Source organism: Nitrosomonas europaea (assembly GCF_900167395.1).
GTDB lineage: Bacteria > Pseudomonadota > Gammaproteobacteria > Burkholderiales > Nitrosomonadaceae > Nitrosomonas > Nitrosomonas europaea.
Map to the genome: position 1 here is coordinate 44,986 of NZ_FUWK01000001.1, position 20,456 is coordinate 65,441.

Sequence of the window (20,456 nt, forward strand, 5' to 3'; positions counted from 1 at the left end):
TGCGGATTTTTTGGGAGTTGGCTATAAGGCAAAATCTTTCATACGGCAATCGACCTGCACTGAATGGAGAGTGGATTGAAAATGGCAAGGAAGCGCAGAAGTAGAGGTAAGCCCAATTTATCTGCCGGATTGACGTGGTTTAATGAAACCACATCAAGAGGATTCAAGACAACGATCAGACATGGGAGCGCTGGCGCGCCCGTGGCGATCATCAGCTACTACATGCCAGAGCGATGGAGCTTGATCCGGCGTTTGATCTCACGCAATACGCGATTTTCAACCAGCACCTCGACTGAGGCTGCGCCCCACGCATAACGAGACAAACTCGAAGACATCGACGAGCAGATCAATGCGGGAATGACGCGAGAATACTTCATCGGTACCGTGCTGGTGTCGCCGACTGATCAGAAAAACCATTATGAAGTCATAGATGGCCAGCAGCGCCTGACTACGTTCTTCCTGTTGCTGTGCGCTCTCAAGCATCTGTTTCAGGGTGAGCCGCAGCAGCAAGCCGTCAGTGGCTTGATCTCGACCAGCTACACGGACAACGATGGGGAAACGCGGATCAGCCTGAAGCTGGAGCCGCGCTACGAGAACGCGGGCGAAGTCATCACCAAGCTGGTGGAACTCGACGCCGACCCGCAGGTTGTGCGCGTAGGCATTCAGTCATCGAGCATCGCCAGCTTCGGGTCGCTGGAAAACCTGGTCAATGCCTACGGCACGCTGTACCGATACCTGAAGGACAACTACGACAGCCCGGCCAAGCTGAAGAAATATTGGGGCTACCTGGCGAACGACGTAGTATTCATCCAGATTTCCACGGACGTGAGCAGCGCCCTAAAAATCTTCGAGACGATCAACGAGCGCGGCGTCGGCCTCAACCCGATGGATTTGCTGAAGAACCTGCTGTTCACGCAGGTGGGGCAAGCGCAATTCACCCAGCTCAAGGATGAATGGAAAAAAATCACCAGGCCATTGGAGAAAGGGAAGGAAAAGCCGCTGTTCGACCATTTCGTGATGCAGTTGGAGAACTTTCTCTTCTACTACATCTTCACCAAGACGCCGACCAGAGATATGGAGCGCAGCTTTTCCCAATGGGCCAATGAACTGCGCGCGATCGCTGACGCTGCCGAATGTAGGTGCCACAACCAATGGCAAGGTATTGACTCCTGATCTATGGAAAGGGCAATCTTGGCTCTATATGGTATTTTTCGTGGTTCGAGCGGTCGGTCTATGATCAATAGACTGATTCAAAAGGATTTTTACTGATTATTGATGACCGAGTGGATCCAGAAGAAATTAGACCACGACAGTCTTATACAGCTACAATAATTGATCTTGATAACGGTACCACCTTACTAACGGTTCATTACGTTTATGAAAAATCCTCTGGAGGGTAGTGTCATACGGCGCGTGATGGTAGGCACCGATCGCTCCGAAACTGCCGACCAGACTGTTCAGTGGGCTGCCGGACTAGCGGACCGCTACGACGCAGAGCTATTCATAGTACAGGTAATAGTACCGAAATATCCATCCGCCACAGAATTCGGTGAATCCGAACAAACAAGTGCTGTGGCTGCCAACAACGACCTGGCACACTTTGCGCGGCAGATTGCCGGAGAACGTGGCCATGCCCTGGTCGTCATTAATGCTGATCCGGCATTGGCGATCGTCCATGCCGCTGAGCAGGAAGCAATCGATGTCCTGGTGGTTGGCAATCTTGGCATGGCAGGTCGAAAAGAATTTTTGCTCGGTAACATACCGAACCGCATCAGTCACAATGCTCACTGTACTGTAATTATTGTAAATGCTGCGCACTCTGCCGATGAGCGTGCACCGCACTCGGTGCGAGCTTCCCTGTCTAATGATGAAATCCCGTCTTTTAAGCCTCGACTGGTAGCACGCGCTACGCATATCGCAGCCGTGATGGCAAAACATGGGCTCACAGAGCTGTTCAGCCAATCCGACCCAGATATATCCATCCGCCGCCAGCAGGCCAGGCGCTTACGTGGCGCCCTGGAAGAGCTGGGCCCGATATTCTCGAAACTCGGGCAAGTGTTATCAACCCGTCCGGATCTCCTTCCAATCGAATACATCGAAGAACTTGTACTGTTGCAGTCTCGCGTGCCGCCAATGACTGAGAGCGAGGTCGTCCGGGTCTCTGAACAGGAACTGGGTGTCCCGTGGGAGGATGTATTCAAGTCATTTGACCCGAACCCTCTCGCCGCCGGCACAATCGCGCAGGTCCATCGTGCGACGCTCGAAACCGGTGACCGGGTCGTTGTCAAAGTTCAGCGACCCACTGCTCGTGCTGATATCGAACAGGATCTCGCTCTGTTCGAGATGTTTGCGGAGAAAGTCGGGAAGCGTCCTGCGCTCAATCAGGTGATCAATATGGAGGATGTGTTCAAGCACCTTTCCACCTCGCTCCATCGTGAACTCGACTTTCGCCAGGAGGCCAACAATATTGAGCGGATGCGGACAGTGCTCGCAGACTATGATCGTCTTGCCGTCCCCAGCATACACTGGGATCTGTCCACATCCCGATTACTGGTGATGGAAGAAATCCAGGGCATTCCGATCAAGCAGGCGCCAGCCGGTCCAGAGCGTATCCAGGCCGCTCGCCAACTGTTGGAGAGCTACTACAAACAGATCATCGTCGATGGTTTCTTCCATGCCGACCCTCACCCAGGCAACCTGATGTGGTGGAAGGACTGCATTTATTTTCTCGATTTCGGAATGGTTGGCGCGGTAGGAGCCGATCTTCGCGAGCATCTTTTGTTAATGCTGATGGCTCTGTGGCAGGAAGATGCCGGGTTTCTCACCGATGTCACATTGATGATGACGAACGCTGTCAATAGCAACGATTTCGATGTGGCTCAATTCCAGAGCGAGATCGGGGAGGTGATGGCAAAATATCGGGCCGCCTCGCTTGCTGAGATGCAGATCGGGCCGCTTCTGCAAGAAATGAGCACCGTCTCGTTACGACACGGGGTGCCGCTGCCGGCTTCGCTCACGCTTGCCACCAAAGCACTTGCGCAGGTACAGCTGGCGACTGCTGAGCTTGATCCGACGCTCGATCCTTACGACGTGGCAGGCAAGTATCTGATGCGTTTGATGGTCAAACGCATCGGCGCCGCGCTCAATCCAAAAACATTCGTGTATCAGTCGCAGAAGTTGAAAGTACGGACTCTGCGCGTGATCGAAGCACTCGAAAACCTCGTCGGTGTCCGCCCTGGCGGTCCAAAACTTGTAGTGAACTTCAAGGCTAATTCGCTGGAGAATATCGTGCGTCACACAGGACGACGGCTGGCGCTCGGCCTGACCGCTGCGGCAAGTATTCTGACCAGCGGACTCACGACCATGTCTACGGCTGTTGCCGAGTGGGTACCAGTAACATTCGGGGCTGTTGCAGGTCTGCTGACTCTTGGCCTGGTTATCGATCTGCTGCGAGGACGTTAAAGATAAAAACAGTTTTACGATGCAGAGTTGTTCCGCGCCGAAAATTTTGTGCCACTGCGCTTGATCGAACGTAATACAACCCTCTCGATCAGATAGGCGATGATCATCATTACCATACCTAATAGCCAGCGTTCCATTTTTCGAGTCAAAGACCCTTTAGAAATCGTTCTCATGGAAACATTATTCATCATAAATCTATTATCAATTGAAGAATTACGATCCGCAATGAGTAACTCTCTGCGCTTAACGCTATGCATAACAGGCCGGCCGGATACTCACCATCAGCGTTGCCATGATGAATGATCGTGTATCAGCATGGCTGGATAGCCTTGGTCTCACTGTATATCACGAGTCGTTTGAGCACAATGCGATCACTTGGGATGTCCTGCCCGAGCTGAATGAAGACGATCTGGAGGCGCTGGGTGTCTTACTGGGGCATCGGAAAATACTCTTGCGTGCAATCGCGCAATTGTCACAGAACACTGCAAGTCCAGGCCCGGGATCTATACTCGCTGGCGTTATTCCGGAAGAACAATCATTCCCTCTCGAACGAAATCAGGCAGAACGTCGCCAGTTAACGGTAATGTTTTGCGATCTTGTGGATTCGACGGCACTATCCTGCCGGCTGGACCCTGAAGACCTCCAGGATGTGATCCGGCAATTTTTAGTTGCCTGCAGCCAGGCGATTGGCCGACTCAATGGCTATGTCGCAAAATATATGGGAGATGGAATACTGGCTTATTTTGGGTACCCTCATGCTCACGAAAATGATGCGGAACGAGCCGTACATGCCGGCCTCGCTATTCTGGATACAGTGAAGGTATTTAATCTGAACAATCCCCATCCACAGCTTAGTATTGCTGCTCGAATCGGGATCGCTACCGGTCAAGTCGTAGTCGGTGAACTAATGGGGCAGGACACTGCCACGGAACGGTCAGTGTTCGGTGAAACGCCGAATCTTGCCGCCCGCCTCCAGGCACTGGCTAAACCCGGTCAATTGATCATCGATCTGGCGACAAAACGGCTTGTCGGAAATGAATTCGAGTTCTCGGATCTTGGTGCTTCCTCGCTGAAAGGATTCGATACACCTGTCCACGCCTGGCAAGTTCTGAGTATCAAGCCATCAGCCAGCCGATTTGAATCCTATCGATCCGGCCAGTTAACCAAATTCGTAGGCAGAGAACAGGAGATTTCACTCCTGTTGGGCCGTTGGCATGAGGCCGTCAGCGGTGAAGGACAGGTCGTGCTCCTAAGCGGTGAAGCCGGTATCGGAAAATCGAGAATCGCCTGTAGCTTGCGTGACCACCTTGCAGATGAACGACACCAGGTAATTCAATTTCAATGTTCACCGTACCACATTAATACAGCGCTCTATCCGGTGATCAATTTTTTGCGACAGGCAGCAGGATTCGCAAATCAGGACAGTGCCGAGACACAACTGAACAAGCTCGATGCCATGGCCGCCAAAAGCGGGATTGATGATCCGAAGACGGTTTCATTGCTGGCCGATCTGCTCTTGATCCGGGGAGATCATCGCTACCCGCCGCTCAATGTGTCATCCGAAAAACGCAAGGACATGACGCTGGAAGCGCTCGTGCAGCATCTGCAAAAGCTGGCTGGTCATTGCCCCCTGTTGTTCATTGTGGAAGATGCCCATTGGCTTGATCCGACCACGCTGGAACTCATAACACGAATCATTGGCCATATCCGGCAGATGCGCATGTTGCTGCTAATCACATCTCGACCCGGCTTCAAACCGGTATGGGCGGAATATAGTTATGTGACATCCCTGACGCTCAGTCGGCTTCCACGCCGACATAGTGCTGAGCTCATTACGACGATGGCAGGAGGAAAAGTGCTTCCACCCGAAGTACAGCAGGCAATTCTGGCCAAGGCTGATGGCATACCTCTTTATATCGAAACGTTGACGGAAAATGTGCTTGGATCAGGGCTGCTGACTGAGGGAAACGATTCATTTACCTTGCAGGGTCCAGTAAAGAAATTGCCCATTCCGGACAGTCTGCAAGCCTTGCTCATGGAACGGGTGGATCGGTTAGGATCAGCCAGGGAAATTGTCCAGGCCGGTGCAGCAATAGGGCGTGAATTCACCTACGAGCTGCTGCAGGCCACTGTTGAAGTGCCGGACAGCGAGTTGAAGGATGCACTTGATCTGTTTGTTGCTTCCGGACTCGTTCTGCAAGAGGGCGAGATCCCTCTTGCGACATACTACTTTAAGCATGCACTGGTCCAGGAAGCTGCCTACAGCATGCTGCCCAGGAAACTCCGGCGAGCACTTCATGCCCGCATTGCCAAGGCCCTGGAGAGCCGGTTCTCCGAACGGGTAAGCATGGAACCGGAACTCCTGGCTTATCACTATGAGCAGGCAGGATTAGCCGGTCCGGCCGTTGAATATTACCATCGTGCGGCTCGTTGCGATGTGGAACGATCAGCCAGTATCGAAGCACTCAATCATTTTAATCGGGCGCTCGAGTTGCTAAAGGAACTGCCGCAAGGCCCGGAGCGAGATACCCTGGAGCTGGAGCTCCTGATTGCACGCGGAGTCCCGTTGCTGTCCGTCAAAGGGTATGCATCTGACGAAATGGAACATAATTATCGAAGAGCGAAGGATTTGTTACAGGAGCACAGCAGTTTCGTACATCAGTTCCGAGCCATTCGGGGATTATGGGTCTTTCATCTGGTCAGAGGGCAACTCGCCAATGCGCGCGGCCTGGCCGAAGATCTCCTCGCGCTGGCTCGCCGCGAGCAAAGCCCGGAGCTACTGATTGAAGCTCACCATGCTTTGGGCGCGACCTGCTTCTACCTTGGCCAGTTTGACGAAGCCAGAACCCATTTGTTCGCCGCAAAATCTCTCGATGACTCGAATCAACATGACTCACAGGTTTTCTTCTACGGCCAGGATTCCGGAATAACCGCGCGGATTCTGCTGGCCAGGACATTATGGATATTGGGTGAAGTCGATCAAGCTGAGACGCTGGCGTTGGAGACGATGGGCATGGCGAGAGAGTTGGAGCACCCATTCACTCGTGTTTTTACTCTCATTTTCCTTGCCTGGATCTATTCCGGTGCCCACAATGCGGAGAAAACGCTGGAAATCACCAATGAAGCGATCGCAATTTCAACACAATACTCATTTGAATTGGGGTTGGCGTGGGCGACCGCCTCGCAAGGCTGGGCGTTGGCCGACACCGGGCAAGAGGAAGGTATCGCCAAGTTAATTGACGGGCTTTCCGCCACCCGGGCCACAGGAGCGCGTATCCACGACTCTTGTACCTTGGCGTTGCTGGCGGAAGTTTATTTGCGTAGAAATAGAATTGACGAAGGCCTGGCTGCCATTGAGGAAGCGCAGAAGCTTGCTGTCACTGGGGGAGCATTATTCTGGCAAGCGGAATTGTTTCGACTGAAAGGCGAACTGCTGCAGGAACAGTCCGGCGAATCAGTCCAGGAAGCAGAAGAGTGTTTGTGTGAAGCCTTAAAGATTGCGCAGGATCAGCATGCAACAATGCTTGAACTTCGAGCTGCCACGAGCCTGGCTAAACTTTGGAGAAAACTCAATAAAATAGATAATGCCAAATACATCTTAAATGATGTGTACTTCAGATTCAGCGAATGCACCGACAACCTCGACTTGATTGAAGCGAAAACAGTTCTTGAACAACTTGGTGTATGAAATCGCTGCTGGAGCTGGAGCACCAAGAAAAATTCCTACCCGGTTGGTCTGCAACAAAACTGAAAATCAGTTAATAATAAAATAAAACATGCCTAAAAAACCACAACAACAGGCTCTATACACATCTATCATTCATTCCCTCATCGTTTCCATATATTGTGTGTGCAGATGCCGGAGCAAAACGAGCAAAACTGCGCTGACCGGCAGTGCCAGCAAAATTCCGATAAAGCCAAACAGCTGGCCGAAAGCGAGTAATGCAAAAATTACCGCTACCGGATGCAGGCCGATACGCTCCCCCACCAGACGGGGGGTAATCAGCATGCTTTCCAGCAGTTGTCCTGATCCCACCACCACCCAGACTGCGATTACGCCACTCCATTCCTGAAATTGCGTAATGGCAGCAAAGGTTGCCAGTGCAAGCCCGGTGATAGTTCCTAAGTAAGGTACAAATACCAGAATCCCGGATATCAATCCGATCGGCAAGGCAAATTCCAGTTTGACCAGCCATAGCCCTGTCACATAGTAGATGCTCATGATGGTGATGACCGCTGTTTCCCCGCGCATGAATTCGGCCAGTACGTCATCGGTTTCCCTTGCCAACGTAAAAATCTGTTTTTGCCAGACAGGTGGAATCAGTTCTCCCACTTGCCTGATCAGGTTATTCCAGTCGCGCAACAAGTAAAACAATACAACCGGCACCAGCACCAGATTCATCAGGAACGTGAGGAGGATCAGGCCACCGCTTTTCAGCGAAGGCAGCATTTGCGCAGCCACGCCCCCGGCACTTTTCCAGTGCTCTGTCAGCATCTGTTTGAGCGAGGCAATATCGATCTGAAGCTCGACATTAAAATTATCTTCCAGCCAGGGAATAAACTGGCTCTTCACCAGATCGAGAAAAGACGGGATTCGCTCAACCAATCGTGAAACTTCTTTTTCGAACAATGGAAACAGAATCAGCGCCATGGCGATGAATATTCCCATGGTCATGAGCATCACGAAGATCGTGCTCAGGGTTCTGGGAATTTTTCTGGCTTCGAGCCAGGTAACCAACGGATTACAGATATAGGCAATGACGGCCGCCAATAAAAAAGGAGTCAGAATGGGACTGAGCAGATAGATCAGCGCACTGACCACACCAATGACTGTCAAGTACCAGAAGAGACGGGAATCCGGGGAATATTTGTCGTTCATTTACGGTAAAATCATGCCTCAAAAGCTGCACTCTAGCCTTAACACTGTGAGAACTCAACTTGACTGCGTCCAACCCTGCAAACCCTGATAAAAACCCGATTTCCTACCGTTCATCCGGTGTTGATATCGATGCCGGAAATCGTCTGGTGGAAAGGATCAAACCATTTGCACGGCGCACTATGCGCCCGGAGGCACTGGGGGGTATCGGCGGATTCGGGGCATTATTCGAAGTACCTGGAAAATACCGGCAGCCGGTGCTGGTATCAGGCACGGATGGCGTAGGCACCAAACTCAAGCTGGCTTTCCAGTATGCGCGACATGCAACCATTGGTATCGATCTGGTTGCGATGAGCGTGAACGATATTCTGGTACAGGGTGCTGAGCCACTGTTTTTTCTGGACTATTTCGCCTGTGGAAAATTGGATGTGGAAATTGCCACCCAGGTGGTTCAGGGAATTGCACACGGCTGTGAAGATGCCGGTTGTGCGCTGATTGGAGGTGAAACGGCAGAGATGCCTGGTATGTATCCCGAAGGAGAATATGATCTTGCAGGCTTTGCTGTCGGCGTGGTGGAAAAAGATCGGATCATCGATGGTTCCGGCATCAGAGAGAACGATATCGTACTGGGAATCGCCTCGAGCGGTCCGCATTCCAATGGATTCTCACTAATCCGTAAAATTCTTGATCTGAATACAGTGCAATCTGACACTCGTCTTGGTGAAACCAGTCTTATCGATGCGCTTCTGACACCGACCCGTATTTATGTGAAATCCCTGTTGACGTTGATGGCAGAATTGCCCGTCAAGGGATTGGCACATATTACCGGTGGCGGATTACTGGAGAACATTCCGCGTGTTCTGCCCGACGGCGTCATGGCCCATATCGACAGCAGCACCTGGGTACGCCCTTCCCTGTTCGACTGGTTGCAACAACATGGCAATGTGGCCAGGGAAGAAATGCTGCGTGTTTTCAATTGCGGCATCGGTATGGTTGTGGTCATTGCTCCGGAACACGCTCAAACTGCCATCGAAATTTTGCACAACGCGGGTGAAACTGTGTGGCAGATCGGCGAAATCAGACCTCGTCAATCCGAAACACTCCCCATCGTCATTGCCTGAAAGAAGGCGCCATGAAATCAGTAGTCATCCTTATTTCCGGTCGCGGCAGCAACATGCAGGCAATACTGGAAGCCGGATTGCCGGTCGCCGCGGTGATCAGCAACAATCCAGCGGCAGAAGGATTGATGTTTGCTCAGACCCGTGGTATCCCGACTCAGGTAATCGATCATCGTACGTTTCCAGACCGGAAAGCGTTTGATGCTGCGCTGGCAGAAACCATCGATACCTATCAGCCTGATCTGGTCGTCCTGGCCGGTTTCATGCGTATTCTATCGGAAGCATTCGTAGATCATTACCAGGGCAGGCTGGTCAATATCCACCCTTCCCTGTTGCCGGCATTTCCCGGGCTTGATACGCATACACGCGCATTGCAGGAAGGAGTCAAAATCCACGGCTGCACGGTTCATTTCGTTACATCGCAACTGGATCACGGCCCCATCATCGCCCAGGCTGCCATACCGGTGTTGACTGATGACACCCCGACAATGCTTGCCACGAGAGTACTCGCTCAGGAACATCGTATTTACCCGCAGGCCGTGCGCTGGTTTCTGCAAGGGCAATTGACTCTGGTGGAAAACCGTGTCGAAATCAAAACAACCAGTGACAGTCAGGAGGTTTTATATTCACCCGGGATCGAGCCATGAAACTGCTGTTATCCATCGCTCTGTTTTTCTGGGTGGGCATGGTCGCCCACGCAGAAAATTTACCTGAACGCATTGATATCGAATATGTCCTCAATGGCAGTATCGGGCAGGGGAAAGCACACGAAATACTGCGCGTACGGCAGGAAAATGGTGTCCAGCATTACACCATCGATAGCGAAGCTTCAGCCAGCGGCATTCTAAAATTGATCAAACGTGGCAGTATTCATCGCCACAGCGAGGGTACAATCATTCCGCACACGGGAATGAAACCGTTTCGGTTTACAGATCAGCGTGGTGAAAAACCGGCACGTGAAGTCGAATTCGACTGGAGCGAGCAGCGCATCATTTATCGCCGCAAAGGCCAGGAGATGACGGAAAATCTGCCGAGTGGAACACTCGATGAATTAAGCCTGGCCTATCACTTCATGTTCACTGCCCCTCCCAGGCAAACACTGGTTGTGCATGAGACCGATTACCACACTCTGCAAACAACCCGTTACACCGTTACCCGGGAAATGCTGGATACACCGATAGGCAAACTTGCCACGATCGTACTTACAAAGCAACGAGAACAGAATGATCCGTTCAAAAAGAAAATCTGGCTCGCAACGGATCATCACCTGCTGCCGGTACGCATTATTTCTACCGAAAAACACGGACTGGAAGTCGATCAGATCGTCACAAAAATCAACTACTCACCGCTGGTAAATTCTGCCCGGTGACCCCTCCAAACTTATGCGACTGACACCCGAACGACTGGATCTGCTGATTGCTGCCGTGCGCAAGATACTGCCTCTGCAAGCCCCGGCAGATGTACTGCTGCGGCAATTCTTTCAGGATCATCACAAACTGGGACAAAATGACCGGGGCACAATTGCGGAAGCCGTATTCGGGATACTACGGCGCCGTTTTTTTCTGGAAAAACTGGCAGGGAAAGCAACTGCCCGTGAACTGGTATTGGCTTATCTGACCAGATTTCAGGGCATGAATCTGCGGGAACTGGCCCCGCTCATTCGGGAAACCGAAATCAAATGGATCCAGCAAATCAAGGCAGTCAAACTGGAAGAACAACCACTCTCCATCCGGGCAGAGTTCCCGGAATGGCTGGTGGAAAAACTGCAGAAATACCACTCGGATGAAGAAATTTTGCGCCTTGGCCAGACGCTGCAGCAGCCCGCACCGCTGGATATCCGTGTCAACAGCCTGCTTGCCAAACGTGAAGAAGTACTGGCTGCACTGGAACAGCAGGAAATTGAAGCACAACCTACCCCTTTTTCTCCCGTCGGGATTCGTATTACCGGGAAGCCGGCAATCAACCGGAATGCGCTGTTCCTCTCCGGAAAAATTGAAGTACAGGACGAAGGCAGCCAGCTTCTGGGTTTTCTGCTCGCGCCCAAACGAGGTGAAATGGTAGTGGATTTTTGTGCAGGTGCAGGCGGCAAGACATTGCTGCTTGGTGCGCTGATGCATTCTCGTGGCCGCTTGTATGCTTTTGATGTTTCTGAAAAACGACTCAACAATCTCAAACCACGTCTCAAACGCTCAGGATTATCCAATATCCATCCGCAGCGCATTGACAGTGAACGAGATGCCAAACTGAAACGGCTGGCAGGAAAAATTGACCGGGTAATGGTCGATGCACCATGCAGCGGGCTTGGTACTTTGCGCCGTAACCCTGATTTGAAATGGCGACAAAGCCCGGAAAGTATCGATGAGTTGCAAAAGAAGCAAATGGCCATTCTCACGGCAGCAGCCAACCTGCTCAAACCGGGAGGCCGTCTGGTTTACGCCACCTGCAGCCTGTTACCGGAAGAAAATCAACAAATTGTCGAGCATTTTCTGGCAAATCATCCGCAATTCTCCATTCTCCACTGCGATGAGCTGCTTGCACAACAGAAAATCCACCTGCCTGATACCGGAAAGTTTTTACAACTTTCACCGCTTTACCACAATACCGACAGCTTTTTTGCCGCCGTATTGGAACGCTCGGTATAACCAGGCCTAAAAACCAAAAAGGGGCCTTTTCTTTTTAAGGCCCCTTCTAGACGCAAGCGATAACGTAACGCAGCCGCTTGCAAAGTAAATTATTTTCTTGTTATTTCAGATCATCGATACCGGCACCGAAATTGATATGGAATGCCGCACCGTCGATGACGAGTGCCGGAACCGATTTCACACCTGCTTTCTCAGCTTCAGCAATACGTGCTTTATCCGTGCCCAGATGAACAATTTCGACCGTATATTTTGAAGGATCAATAGCGTTGGCGACGGCCTGTTCAGCAGATACACATACAGGACAACCCGCGTGATAAAAAATAGCTTTTGATGCCACGTTTTTCTCCTTGACTAAAAATAATTAAAACGACATTCTCTGAAGCGAAAGCTTCCTGTCGCCATTCGAAGCCCAGTAGACTCCGACCTTTTCCAGGAAACCCGCAGCCTGATTTTAACACATTAAATCAACGTAATTATATTCAAGGGTTTGCAGATGTCATGCCTCAGTAAGGAGGGGGCGGAGGAGGATGGCCCGGGGGTGGAGGTGGGATATATCTGCCCGAAGAAGATGGATTGGAAGTCACCCCCTGACCCATATTACCGCCCGACCCTTCGATCAATCCGGCAGAAACCGGCACACGATGGCCATTGGCATACATACACTGAATATAGGCAATATCATAACGTTCCTGACTGATGGAGCCCGAAGATTGTGCAGTCCCACTGCCCGCCAACCCTCCTCCCAGCAATCCCATCCCTGCGCCGACAGCCGCCCCGCGCCCGCCGCCCAGCGCAGCACCGGCTGCCGCACCCAGAGCAGCACCCAGAGCAGCACTTTCCATACCACTGGAAACTGCTGAATTCTTGGGAGTTTCATAATTGGTCTGCTGATTGGCAAACTGGCGACATAAATAATCATCGCCACGGAATTGATCGAAATTTTTACCAACGCCCGGAAGCACCATAACGCTCGGCCCAAGCGGAATATTCACACACGCTACAAGCGATACTGCTGCTGAAAGCACAATCAATCTGGAAAAATGGCGCATACATACTCCTGCATTATTGAGCGGGTCGGGGAGGTATTTTTACCCAGCCCCCCGGACAGCGTTCTACTTCTTCCGGATAATAACCGGCCGGATTTTCACAATAGTACCAGTAATTCGTAACCGCCGATTCGGGAGGGGGGGGTACCAGTCGGGCAGGTTGCTGTTGAATATAAACCGGCGGATCAGGCGGTACGACCACGACTGGAGGATAATAAACAGTCGGAGGATAGGCGGGCCAGTAAAAACGGCTGGCCGGATAACCATAACCGTAAGGCCGATAATAAGGTCGGCGGGAATAAGGATACGACCGCCCGTAGCCGAAGCTTCCGTAAATCCCGACATTGCTGCCGGGGTAATTGTAATAGCCGTAAGATCCGAAAGTACTTGTCAGGCCCACACCCAGGGAAAAATTTCGTTTGCCTGAATAATGGCCATGAGAGCGATTGTGATATCCATGTGAATGCCCGTGGCTGTAGCTCCAGGAAACACCACTTGCTATCATTCCGGCCAGAATCAGAGACAGATGAAGCCAGTTCAGCCTTTTCACTCATTACTCCTCATATCCGTGGTACATTTATTTTGATTATTTTGAAATCTGCTCGCCGTATTGTCACTTAGGCCACATCCTCTGACAAAGGTTTCATAAACCATCCAGTATACGCGCTCTGAAAAAGAACATGGATGCACGGATATTGCTGGGAAAACAGAAAGATACCTGCATCCTCCTGACCAGAAACGATGGCGTACATTTTTACTTTGAATCACACATTTCCTGATAACTGATCTGGGGAGATATTTTGATGTCTGGATTGTTTAGTGCGCTTTCACGCGCGTCGGCTAATCTTCTCAACCCGCGCATGCTATGGCTGTGGAGCTGGCCAATGCTGGTATCAGCCATTTTCTGGTGGCTGATCGGCATGTTCTTCTGGACGCCGCTGTCCGGTTGGGTATTGACCGTCATTCCGGCAGACACACTTCAAAACTGGCTGGAATCTTCACGTCTGCAAGTCATTGCCGATAGCGTGGAAAGCATCATCAACGTAATCATTTTTGTGACATTGGCGATCACCACGAGTCTGGTGATCACCGCGCTGGTCACCATGCCGGCTCTGGTCAATTTTGTAGCGAAACGCTACTATCCTGATCTGGCCAGGATGCAGGGCGGAACAATCACCGGCAGCCTGCGCAATGTAATTTCAGCGATAACGATTTTTTTCATTCTCTGGATAATAACCATTCCTTTATGGTTCACCGGAATTGGTCTACTTGCTCCCCTCCTGGCTGCCGCTTACCTGAACCAACGGCTATTTTTCTATGATGCACTTTCCGAACATGCCAACAGTTCCGAACTGGACAAACTATCTTCCATAGATCGATCGATGCGCTGGAGCCTGGGTTTTCTGACAGGTTTGCTACAATTCATACCCTTCCTGAATTTTTTCGCGCCCACTCTGACTGCCCTGGCTTTCACACATTTCGAACTGGGCCGGTTAGCAAAATTGCGTCATACAGCAGCTGCCTGATCGTCATATAAGCTCTCCTTTCTTCCTGTTTCGACGGCAAAATAAAGTTTTTTCCGGATCGTCCGATATCAAAAGATATTACGTCCGGAAAAATCTGAAATGCCATACGGAAAACTGAGACTCCTGATCGCAGGTCACTCCAAAGCTGATGTAGAACAATTATCTGCCGATTTTGGCCGTAATGGAGTACAGCTCATTTACCAGCATGTAAACAGCCTGTCTGATATCCAGTCAGCACTGAATACATCAAGCTGGGACGCTATCATCACCGAACACTCGATGGCCGGATTCGATACCATGCAGGCATTGGATCTGATGAAAGCCTGTCATCAGACAATTCCCTTTATTCTGTACACCGCAGTAACGGATGAACAAGCAATACTTCCCCTGTTGCACAACGGAGCAAACGGTTGTGTAACAAAAGGGCACTCAATGCAACTCATGCTGGCAATCAGTCGAGAACTTGAATACCTTGATCTGAAACGCAGAAAACGCCAGGCTGACAGCCATATCTACCGCATGACCTACTATGATGAGCTGACCGGTCTGCCCAAACATAATCTCTTTCGGGAGAAAGCAGTATCGCTGCTGCCGGACAATGCCATCAATGGCGACATGATCGCTGCAGTTTATTTCATCGATGTCAATCGCTTGTCGCGCATCAACAGCAAATATGGTTACAGTATCAGCGACAATCTGATACAGCAGCTGGCCAGCCGACTATCCATATATTCCGACAAGACTGGTATCCTGGCACGCATCGAAGGGAGCAATTTCGTTTTTCTCAAAACCGGCCTGACCGGCGCCGATCAGGCACAGATCTTGGCCAATCAGTTACTGAAACTCGCCACAGCTCCTTTCATCATTAATAACCTTGAGTTTTATATCACCCTGAATATAGGAATCAGCCTCTATCCACGTGATGGTCGAGACATCGAAACACTGCTCGCCAATGCCGAAAATGCACTGTTTTCCACTAAAAGATCCTGGCCCAATACTTACAAATTCTATACTGCAGAAATGGGAGAGGCTTTATCGCAAAAAACCAGGATCGAGCAATCATTACAACACACCCTCAATGACAGGGAATTTATTCTGCATTACCAGCCGATAATTGATCTCAAAACCGACAGCATTGTCGGTGCTGAAGCGCTGGTCCGGTGGCAACACCCTGAGCTGGGATTACTTTCACCGGATAAATTTGTTTCCCTGGCAACCGAATCCGGCTCCATTATCAAAATCGGCAAACGGGTATTACATGAAGCCTGCAGACAGGCTAAATGCTGGCAGGACAGCAATCATGGACCTGCTTTCGTTACAGTCAATATCTCTGCCATAGAACTGGATCAGCTTCAGTTAATCAAGCATGTTGCCGAAGCATTACAAATAACGGGCCTCGATCCTGCCAGGCTGGAGCTGGAGATCAGCGAATCCGTACTGATGCAGGATATCGATGGAAGTATCAGGATATTGAATAAATTAAAAGAAATGGGAATCAGGGTCGTAATGGACAACTTTGGCACTGGTTATTCATCGCTCAATTATCTGCGGCGCCTGCCTGTTGACACTATCAAGATCGGCCAGCCACTCGTTCAGGATATTGCCAGCCAATCTGATACTTCTGTGATCATCACAGCCATCGTCACACTGGCCCGGAATCTTGGCATGCAAATACGTGCAGGCAATGTTCAGTCACGCACACAACTGGATTTTCTGCAGAAAGCAAATTGCCATCACGTTCAAGGATTTCTGTTCAGCCCTCCTGTTTCAGCAGAGAATCTTTTACCCCTCATTGAACAATGCAAAACCGGAACCTTCGCATAATCCTGTTTCCAAAGCACCCTTGACCGGAGAAAATTGCTTTATCATTTCCGTTGTCCGGTACAGCGCCAACGGGCAGACAAATTTCACCCGTCCCGCCTTACTGGATTGACCAGACTATGAACGATATTTTTCAGGGGTAATAATGATCAACGTAAAGAAATTACTGAGTCTCGCACTTTCGGGATGGCTATTTCTATCCATGAGCGCTCAGGCTACCGAAGAACAGGCAACGTCACACCACACAAACGCCGCTGATGTCACTACACTGGAAAAAATAGATACCCAGGTTGGGACAGGTGAAGAGGCGGATATTGGCAAAACCGCCAAGGTGCACTATACAGGCTGGCTGTATGATGCTGCTGCCGAAGGCCACAAAGGCAGGAAATTCGACAGTTCTTACGATCGTGGAAGTCATTTTTCATTCCTGCTCGGAGCCGGGCGGGTTATCAAAGGGTGGGACCAGGGTGTTATGGGTATGAAGGTAGGTGGCAAACGCACTCTGATCATTCCCTCTTCCATGGCGTATGGCTCACAAGGAGCCGGGCGGGTCATCCCTCCCAATTCAGCACTGGTATTCGATGTGGAATTGGTCGGCCTGGAATAATGGAAATACGAACCCGGCAGCAAAAGGAAAGAAGACATTTTCCCTGCCGGTTTTTTACATTCACTGATATCCGATCAGACTCTTTTGTTTGTTTCCATCCAAGGATGGGACTTCTTCAAACCTTTTACCAGTTTGTGGTAGCAGGCTATCCGTCGTGAATTAAGCATCCCTTCCTGAGCTGCTAGCAACAATTTGCAACCCGGCTCTGCAATATGCCGGCAATCGCGGAATTTACACTGCCCCAGAAAAGGGCGGAATTCGATGAATCCCCTGGCCAGTGACGCTTCATCCAGTTGCTGCAGGCCGAATTCCTGAAAACCGGGGGAATCGATGATGCTGCTGTCAGCATCGAAATGAAAAAGGCGAACGTGGGTAGTCGTGTGCCGCCCGCTGTCCAGTGCATCGGAAATTTCTGCAGTTGCCTGCTGTGCTCGTGGAACAAGTGCATTGAGTAACGTCGATTTTCCCACACCGGATTGCCCCGCCAGGAGACTGGTCTGCCCGCTCAACAGCGGAATAAGTGGCTGAACAGAGATTTTCGCACTGATCTCCAGTACGGGATACCCCAGCTCCCGATAAAACATCAGATGATGTGCGACAGCCTGCCTCTGTTCATCCTGACCAATCAGATCAATCTTATTCAACAGGATGAGTGGCCTGATTCCCTGACTTTCAGCCGCGACCAGGCAGCGATCGAGCAGCTCCAGATTACAACTGGGAACAACCGCCAGCACAAAGACCAACTGCGTGGCATTGGCTGCGATCAGTTTTTCACGAAAGATTTCGCTGCGATAAAAAAGGCTGGTGCGCGGCAAGGTAGTTTCAATAATTCCCTGGTCACCAGTCGCAGGAAGAATTTCAACTTCATCACCACACACCACCCCTTTTTTCTTCCCGCGTACAACACAGGAATAAATAGTGCCACCAGCGACCTCAACCTCAAAATGGCGCCCGTAAGCTGCGACCACTTTGCCGGTCAGAGATGTACCGGTTTTCTTCCTGTCAGCACCAACACTCAAGATTTAAACAACATGTCGACCTTCGCTGCACAGATGAAGTCATTTTCTGACAGTCCACCAATGGCATGTGTCATATATTCGACACGACACCAGTCATAGCCAACCATCATGTCGGGATGATGATCCTCGCGATGAGAAACCCAGGCAATCGCGTTTACAAAAGCCATGGTCTGATAATAATTCTTGAAGGAAAAGGTCCGGCTGATCTTGTTATCTGCCAATTGCCAGCCCTGTTCCAACTGTTTCAGCAGCTTTTCAGCTTCTTCCATCTCCAATGGGGGAACCCCTCCTTCACATGGCTTGCATTTCCGATCAGTCAGGTCACATACATTGGTCATACCTCAGCTCCTGTCGTAATCAATTTCTTGAGATGAGCCACCCGGATTGCCGCTGGCGGGTGGGAATCATAAAAAGCCGAATGCAGCGGATCGGGGGTCAGTGTGGCAGCGTTGTCCTGATACAGTTTAACCAGTGCCCGAATCATGTCTGCAGCAGAAGCCTGTTCGGCCGCGTATTCATCTGCTTCGAACTCATGTTTGCGTGAATAGATACTGGATAGTGGATGCAGCAGAAAGGTGAATACCGGCATCACCAGAAAAAACAGCAGCAGCGCCATGGCAGTCGAAGGCACCGCAGTCACCTGAACACCCAGCCCCTGATAAAACCATGGCTGCTGCATCAGATAACCCAGCACCCACAGAAACAGCAGGCTGACTGCAAACGACAGCACGATCCGCTTGATTACATGATGACGCTTGAAATGGCCCAGTTCATGCGCCAATACTGCTTCGATTTCCTCAGCCTCCAGACGATTCAGCAACGTATCGAAGAACACGATGCGTTTGGTTTTGCCAAAACCCGTAAAATAGGCATTTCCATGACTGCTGCGGCGGGAACCATCCATGACGAACAATCCGCTGGATTCGAAACCACACTTCTGCAGCAGATTTTCAATACGAGTTTTGAGTGAATCGTTCTCCAGCGGTGAGAACTTGTTGAACAGCGGTGCGATCCAGTTAGGGTAAACTGCCAGCAGAAACAGATTGAAACCTATCCAGATCAGCCAGGTATAAAGCCACCAGCTATCCCCGGCTTTCTCCATCAACCACAGGACACTCAACAGCAGTGGCGCTCCCAGCAATGTGCCCAACACATACTTTCTGACAAGATCAGCAAAAAACATGGCTCGAGTCATCTTGTTGAACCCGTACTGCTGCTCGATTACGAATGTGCGGTAATAACTGAAGGGGATTTCCACTATACTCAACAGGGCTACTACGCTGAAAATGAGTACCATCCCATGCCACAGCGAATCACTGAACCAGGTGTGCCAGAAACCGGACAGCCACTCCAGTCCACCACCCAGCGTAAGTACCAGCAACAAACCGGCGTGGAGCAGAATTCCCGGGAAACTCAAGCGTGCCTTGGCACAAGTATAATCTGCCGCTTTCTGGTGAGCAGCTAAATCGATCTGCGAGACAAATGCATCCGGAACCTGATTGCGGTGTGCCGTTATATGACGTATGTGTCGGGCAGCAAGCCACCATTGAGCCAGCGTGGTCAATATCAATGCAAGAATAAAAACAAGGGTAAAAGTGTGCATAAAACTGTCTGAAAAATTAAGTTCCTGAAATATCATACGACTGAAATTCGTACCCTTTGCACCTCTTTACCGGAAAACAGAGGAAAACAGCCTGGTTACGGCGAGTATACTTGCGTGTGACACAATCCAATCCTGAAAATTCACGCAACTGACATTTGAATTATGGCACAAGACAGTAACAACCTGATCTGGATAGACATGGAAATGACCGGTCTGAATCCAGGTACAGATCGCATCATCGAAGTTGCACTGGTCGTCACAGATGCACAGCTCAATACTCTGGCGGAAGCACCGGTACTGGTCGTTCATCAGCCGGACGACATTCTCAATGGAATGGACAAATGGAATCAGTCCACTCACGGTAAATCCGGTCTGATCGACAAAGTCAAAACCTCGATCCTGAGTGAAGCGGAAGTGGAATCACGCATGCTGGCATTCCTGGAACTTCACGTCCCGGCTGGTACTTCACCCATGTGTGGTAATTCCATCTGTCAGGACAGGCGTTTCCTGGCGCGATCCATGCCCAAACTGGAAAGCTATTTTCATTACCGCAATCTCGATGTCAGCACACTCAAAGAACTGGCAAAGCGCTGGAAGCCTGAAATCACCCAGGGATTCAATAAACAGGGCAAGCATGAAGCTCTGGCCGATATCTACGATTCAATAGAAGAACTCAAATACTATCGCCAGCATTTATTCAATATCTGAAAAAAATCTGTATTGATCTGTAACGGGA

The 20,456-nt window shown here is 50.5% G+C and carries 19 protein-coding genes; 11 read left to right on the forward strand and 8 right to left on the reverse strand.

What is annotated here, in order from left to right; all coding sequences use genetic code 11:
- Positions 1–218: 218 nt before the first annotated feature.
- Positions 219–377 (reverse strand): hypothetical protein, encoded by a 159-nt coding sequence (locus tag B5D58_RS13810; RefSeq protein WP_158297449.1) that lies wholly within the window; start codon positions 375–377, stop codon positions 219–221.
- Between B5D58_RS13810 and B5D58_RS00205 the strand changes: the two genes are divergently transcribed.
- The 3 genes from B5D58_RS00205 to B5D58_RS00215 all read left to right on the forward strand — a co-directional run bounded on the left by B5D58_RS00205 (position 358) and on the right by B5D58_RS00215 (position 7,150).
- Complete coding sequence (locus tag B5D58_RS00205) at positions 358–1,173, forward strand: DUF262 domain-containing protein (RefSeq protein WP_074671108.1); 816 nt, start codon at positions 358–360, stop codon at positions 1,171–1,173. The two genes, B5D58_RS13810 and B5D58_RS00205, sit on opposite strands and share 20 nt — an antisense overlap.
- 204 nt (positions 1,174–1,377) lie before the next feature.
- On the forward strand, positions 1,378–3,462 hold the full coding sequence (locus B5D58_RS00210; protein ID WP_011110743.1) for an AarF/UbiB family protein: 2,085 nt from the start codon (positions 1,378–1,380) through the stop codon (positions 3,460–3,462).
- Between the two features lie 292 nt (positions 3,463–3,754).
- Positions 3,755–7,150, forward strand: a complete 3,396-nt coding sequence (locus B5D58_RS00215; RefSeq protein ID WP_011110742.1) for an ATP-binding protein — start codon at positions 3,755–3,757, stop codon at positions 7,148–7,150.
- Between the two features lie 132 nt (positions 7,151–7,282).
- Here the strand turns inward: B5D58_RS00215 and B5D58_RS00220 are convergent, their stop codons facing one another.
- Positions 7,283–8,341, reverse strand: coding sequence for an AI-2E family transporter (locus tag B5D58_RS00220; protein ID WP_011110741.1), 1,059 nt, complete (start codon positions 8,339–8,341; stop codon positions 7,283–7,285).
- Positions 8,342–8,400: 59 nt separating this feature from the next.
- On the opposite strand from B5D58_RS00220, the gene purM reads away from it, so the two are divergent.
- Genes purM through B5D58_RS00240 form a run of 4 tightly spaced genes read left to right on the forward strand, consistent with a single transcriptional unit; the run spans position 8,401 to position 12,098 of the window.
- Positions 8,401–9,459 carry a phosphoribosylformylglycinamidine cyclo-ligase gene (gene purM / locus B5D58_RS00225; RefSeq protein WP_011110740.1) on the forward strand — a complete coding sequence of 353 codons (1,059 nt, stop codon included), beginning with the start codon at positions 8,401–8,403 and terminating at the stop codon, positions 9,457–9,459.
- A gap of 11 nt (positions 9,460–9,470) precedes the next feature.
- Positions 9,471–10,103, forward strand: a complete 633-nt coding sequence (gene purN / locus B5D58_RS00230) for a phosphoribosylglycinamide formyltransferase (protein ID WP_011110739.1) — start codon at positions 9,471–9,473, stop codon at positions 10,101–10,103.
- Positions 10,100–10,825, forward strand: a complete 726-nt coding sequence (locus B5D58_RS00235; RefSeq protein ID WP_011110738.1) for a DUF3108 domain-containing protein — start codon at positions 10,100–10,102, stop codon at positions 10,823–10,825. The genes purN and B5D58_RS00235 overlap by 4 nt, the downstream gene beginning before the upstream one ends.
- Before the next feature lie 13 nt (positions 10,826–10,838).
- The gene (locus B5D58_RS00240; RefSeq protein ID WP_011110737.1) at positions 10,839–12,098 is read left to right on the forward strand and encodes an RsmB/NOP family class I SAM-dependent RNA methyltransferase; all 1,260 of its coding nucleotides are present in this window, start codon (positions 10,839–10,841) and stop codon (positions 12,096–12,098) included.
- Positions 12,099–12,198: 100 nt separating this feature from the next.
- Here the strand turns inward: B5D58_RS00240 and B5D58_RS00245 are convergent, their stop codons facing one another.
- The 3 genes from B5D58_RS00245 to B5D58_RS00255 all read right to left on the reverse strand — a co-directional run bounded on the left by B5D58_RS00245 (position 12,199) and on the right by B5D58_RS00255 (position 13,694).
- Positions 12,199–12,435, reverse strand: a complete 237-nt coding sequence (locus B5D58_RS00245; RefSeq protein ID WP_011110736.1) for a thioredoxin family protein — start codon at positions 12,433–12,435, stop codon at positions 12,199–12,201.
- 166 nt (positions 12,436–12,601) lie between these two features.
- Positions 12,602–13,147: a glycine zipper family protein gene (locus B5D58_RS00250; RefSeq protein ID WP_011110735.1), complete on the reverse strand. Its 546-nt coding sequence runs from the start codon at positions 13,145–13,147 to the stop codon at positions 12,602–12,604.
- A gap of 13 nt (positions 13,148–13,160) precedes the next feature.
- Positions 13,161–13,694 carry a hypothetical protein gene (locus B5D58_RS00255; protein WP_011110734.1) on the reverse strand — a complete coding sequence of 178 codons (534 nt, stop codon included), beginning with the start codon at positions 13,692–13,694 and terminating at the stop codon, positions 13,161–13,163.
- Between the two features lie 253 nt (positions 13,695–13,947).
- Here B5D58_RS00255 and B5D58_RS00260 point away from each other — a divergent pair, with 253 nt between their 5' ends.
- From B5D58_RS00260 to B5D58_RS00270, 3 genes are all read left to right on the forward strand, one after another.
- A complete protein-coding gene (locus tag B5D58_RS00260; protein WP_011110733.1) occupies positions 13,948–14,670 on the forward strand; it encodes an EI24 domain-containing protein in 723 nt (240 codons plus the stop codon).
- 99 nt (positions 14,671–14,769) lie between these two features.
- Entirely contained in the window at positions 14,770–16,494 is a 1,725-nt protein-coding gene (locus B5D58_RS00265; RefSeq protein ID WP_011110732.1) for a GGDEF domain-containing response regulator, read from the forward strand.
- 142 nt (positions 16,495–16,636) lie between these two features.
- Positions 16,637–17,098: an FKBP-type peptidyl-prolyl cis-trans isomerase gene (locus tag B5D58_RS00270; RefSeq protein WP_011110731.1), complete on the forward strand. Its 462-nt coding sequence runs from the start codon at positions 16,637–16,639 to the stop codon at positions 17,096–17,098.
- Between the two features lie 74 nt (positions 17,099–17,172).
- Here B5D58_RS00270 and rsgA read toward each other — a convergent pair whose 3' ends face one another.
- From rsgA to B5D58_RS00285, 3 genes are read right to left on the reverse strand one after another with little or no spacing between them, the layout of a single operon-like run.
- Positions 17,173–18,117, reverse strand: coding sequence for a ribosome small subunit-dependent GTPase A (rsgA, locus tag B5D58_RS00275; RefSeq protein ID WP_011110730.1), 945 nt, complete (start codon positions 18,115–18,117; stop codon positions 17,173–17,175).
- Complete coding sequence (locus B5D58_RS00280) at positions 18,114–18,455, reverse strand: 4a-hydroxytetrahydrobiopterin dehydratase (RefSeq protein ID WP_011110729.1); 342 nt, start codon at positions 18,453–18,455, stop codon at positions 18,114–18,116. Before B5D58_RS00280 ends, rsgA begins: the two co-directional genes overlap by 4 nt.
- A complete protein-coding gene (locus tag B5D58_RS00285) occupies positions 18,452–19,720 on the reverse strand; it encodes a M48 family metallopeptidase (RefSeq protein ID WP_041356914.1) in 1,269 nt (422 codons plus the stop codon). The genes B5D58_RS00280 and B5D58_RS00285 overlap by 4 nt, the downstream gene beginning before the upstream one ends.
- A 162-nt stretch (positions 19,721–19,882) precedes the next feature.
- Between B5D58_RS00285 and orn the strand changes: the two genes are divergently transcribed.
- Positions 19,883–20,428: an oligoribonuclease gene (gene orn, locus B5D58_RS00290; protein WP_011110727.1), complete on the forward strand. Its 546-nt coding sequence runs from the start codon at positions 19,883–19,885 to the stop codon at positions 20,426–20,428.
- The last annotated feature ends 28 nt before the right edge of the window (positions 20,429–20,456 follow it).

Excerpts from the sequence above, each read along its gene's own strand:
- B5D58_RS00285 (WP_041356914.1), bottom strand. The coding sequence starts at position 19,720 with ATGCACACTTTTACCCTTGTTTTTATTCTTGCATTGATATTGACCACG.
- B5D58_RS00240 (WP_011110737.1), top strand. The coding sequence starts at position 10,839 with ATGCGACTGACACCCGAACGACTGGATCTGCTGATTGCTGCCGTGCGC.
- B5D58_RS00260 (WP_011110733.1), top strand. The coding sequence starts at position 13,948 with ATGTCTGGATTGTTTAGTGCGCTTTCACGCGCGTCGGCTAATCTTCTC.
- B5D58_RS00265 (WP_011110732.1), top strand. The coding sequence starts at position 14,770 with ATGCCATACGGAAAACTGAGACTCCTGATCGCAGGTCACTCCAAAGCT.
- B5D58_RS00280 (WP_011110729.1), bottom strand. The coding sequence starts at position 18,455 with ATGACCAATGTATGTGACCTGACTGATCGGAAATGCAAGCCATGTGAA.
- B5D58_RS00250 (WP_011110735.1), bottom strand. The coding sequence starts at position 13,147 with ATGCGCCATTTTTCCAGATTGATTGTGCTTTCAGCAGCAGTATCGCTT.
- purN (WP_011110739.1), top strand. The coding sequence starts at position 9,471 with ATGAAATCAGTAGTCATCCTTATTTCCGGTCGCGGCAGCAACATGCAG.
- orn (WP_011110727.1), top strand. The coding sequence starts at position 19,883 with ATGGCACAAGACAGTAACAACCTGATCTGGATAGACATGGAAATGACC.
- B5D58_RS00210 (WP_011110743.1), top strand. The coding sequence starts at position 1,378 with ATGAAAAATCCTCTGGAGGGTAGTGTCATACGGCGCGTGATGGTAGGC.
- B5D58_RS00220 (WP_011110741.1), bottom strand. The coding sequence starts at position 8,341 with ATGAACGACAAATATTCCCCGGATTCCCGTCTCTTCTGGTACTTGACA.
- B5D58_RS13810 (WP_158297449.1), bottom strand. The coding sequence starts at position 377 with ATGAAGTATTCTCGCGTCATTCCCGCATTGATCTGCTCGTCGATGTCT.
- B5D58_RS00235 (WP_011110738.1), top strand. The coding sequence starts at position 10,100 with ATGAAACTGCTGTTATCCATCGCTCTGTTTTTCTGGGTGGGCATGGTC.
- B5D58_RS00270 (WP_011110731.1), top strand. The coding sequence starts at position 16,637 with ATGATCAACGTAAAGAAATTACTGAGTCTCGCACTTTCGGGATGGCTA.
- B5D58_RS00205 (WP_074671108.1), top strand. The coding sequence starts at position 358 with ATGACGCGAGAATACTTCATCGGTACCGTGCTGGTGTCGCCGACTGAT.
- B5D58_RS00215 (WP_011110742.1), top strand. The coding sequence starts at position 3,755 with ATGATGAATGATCGTGTATCAGCATGGCTGGATAGCCTTGGTCTCACT.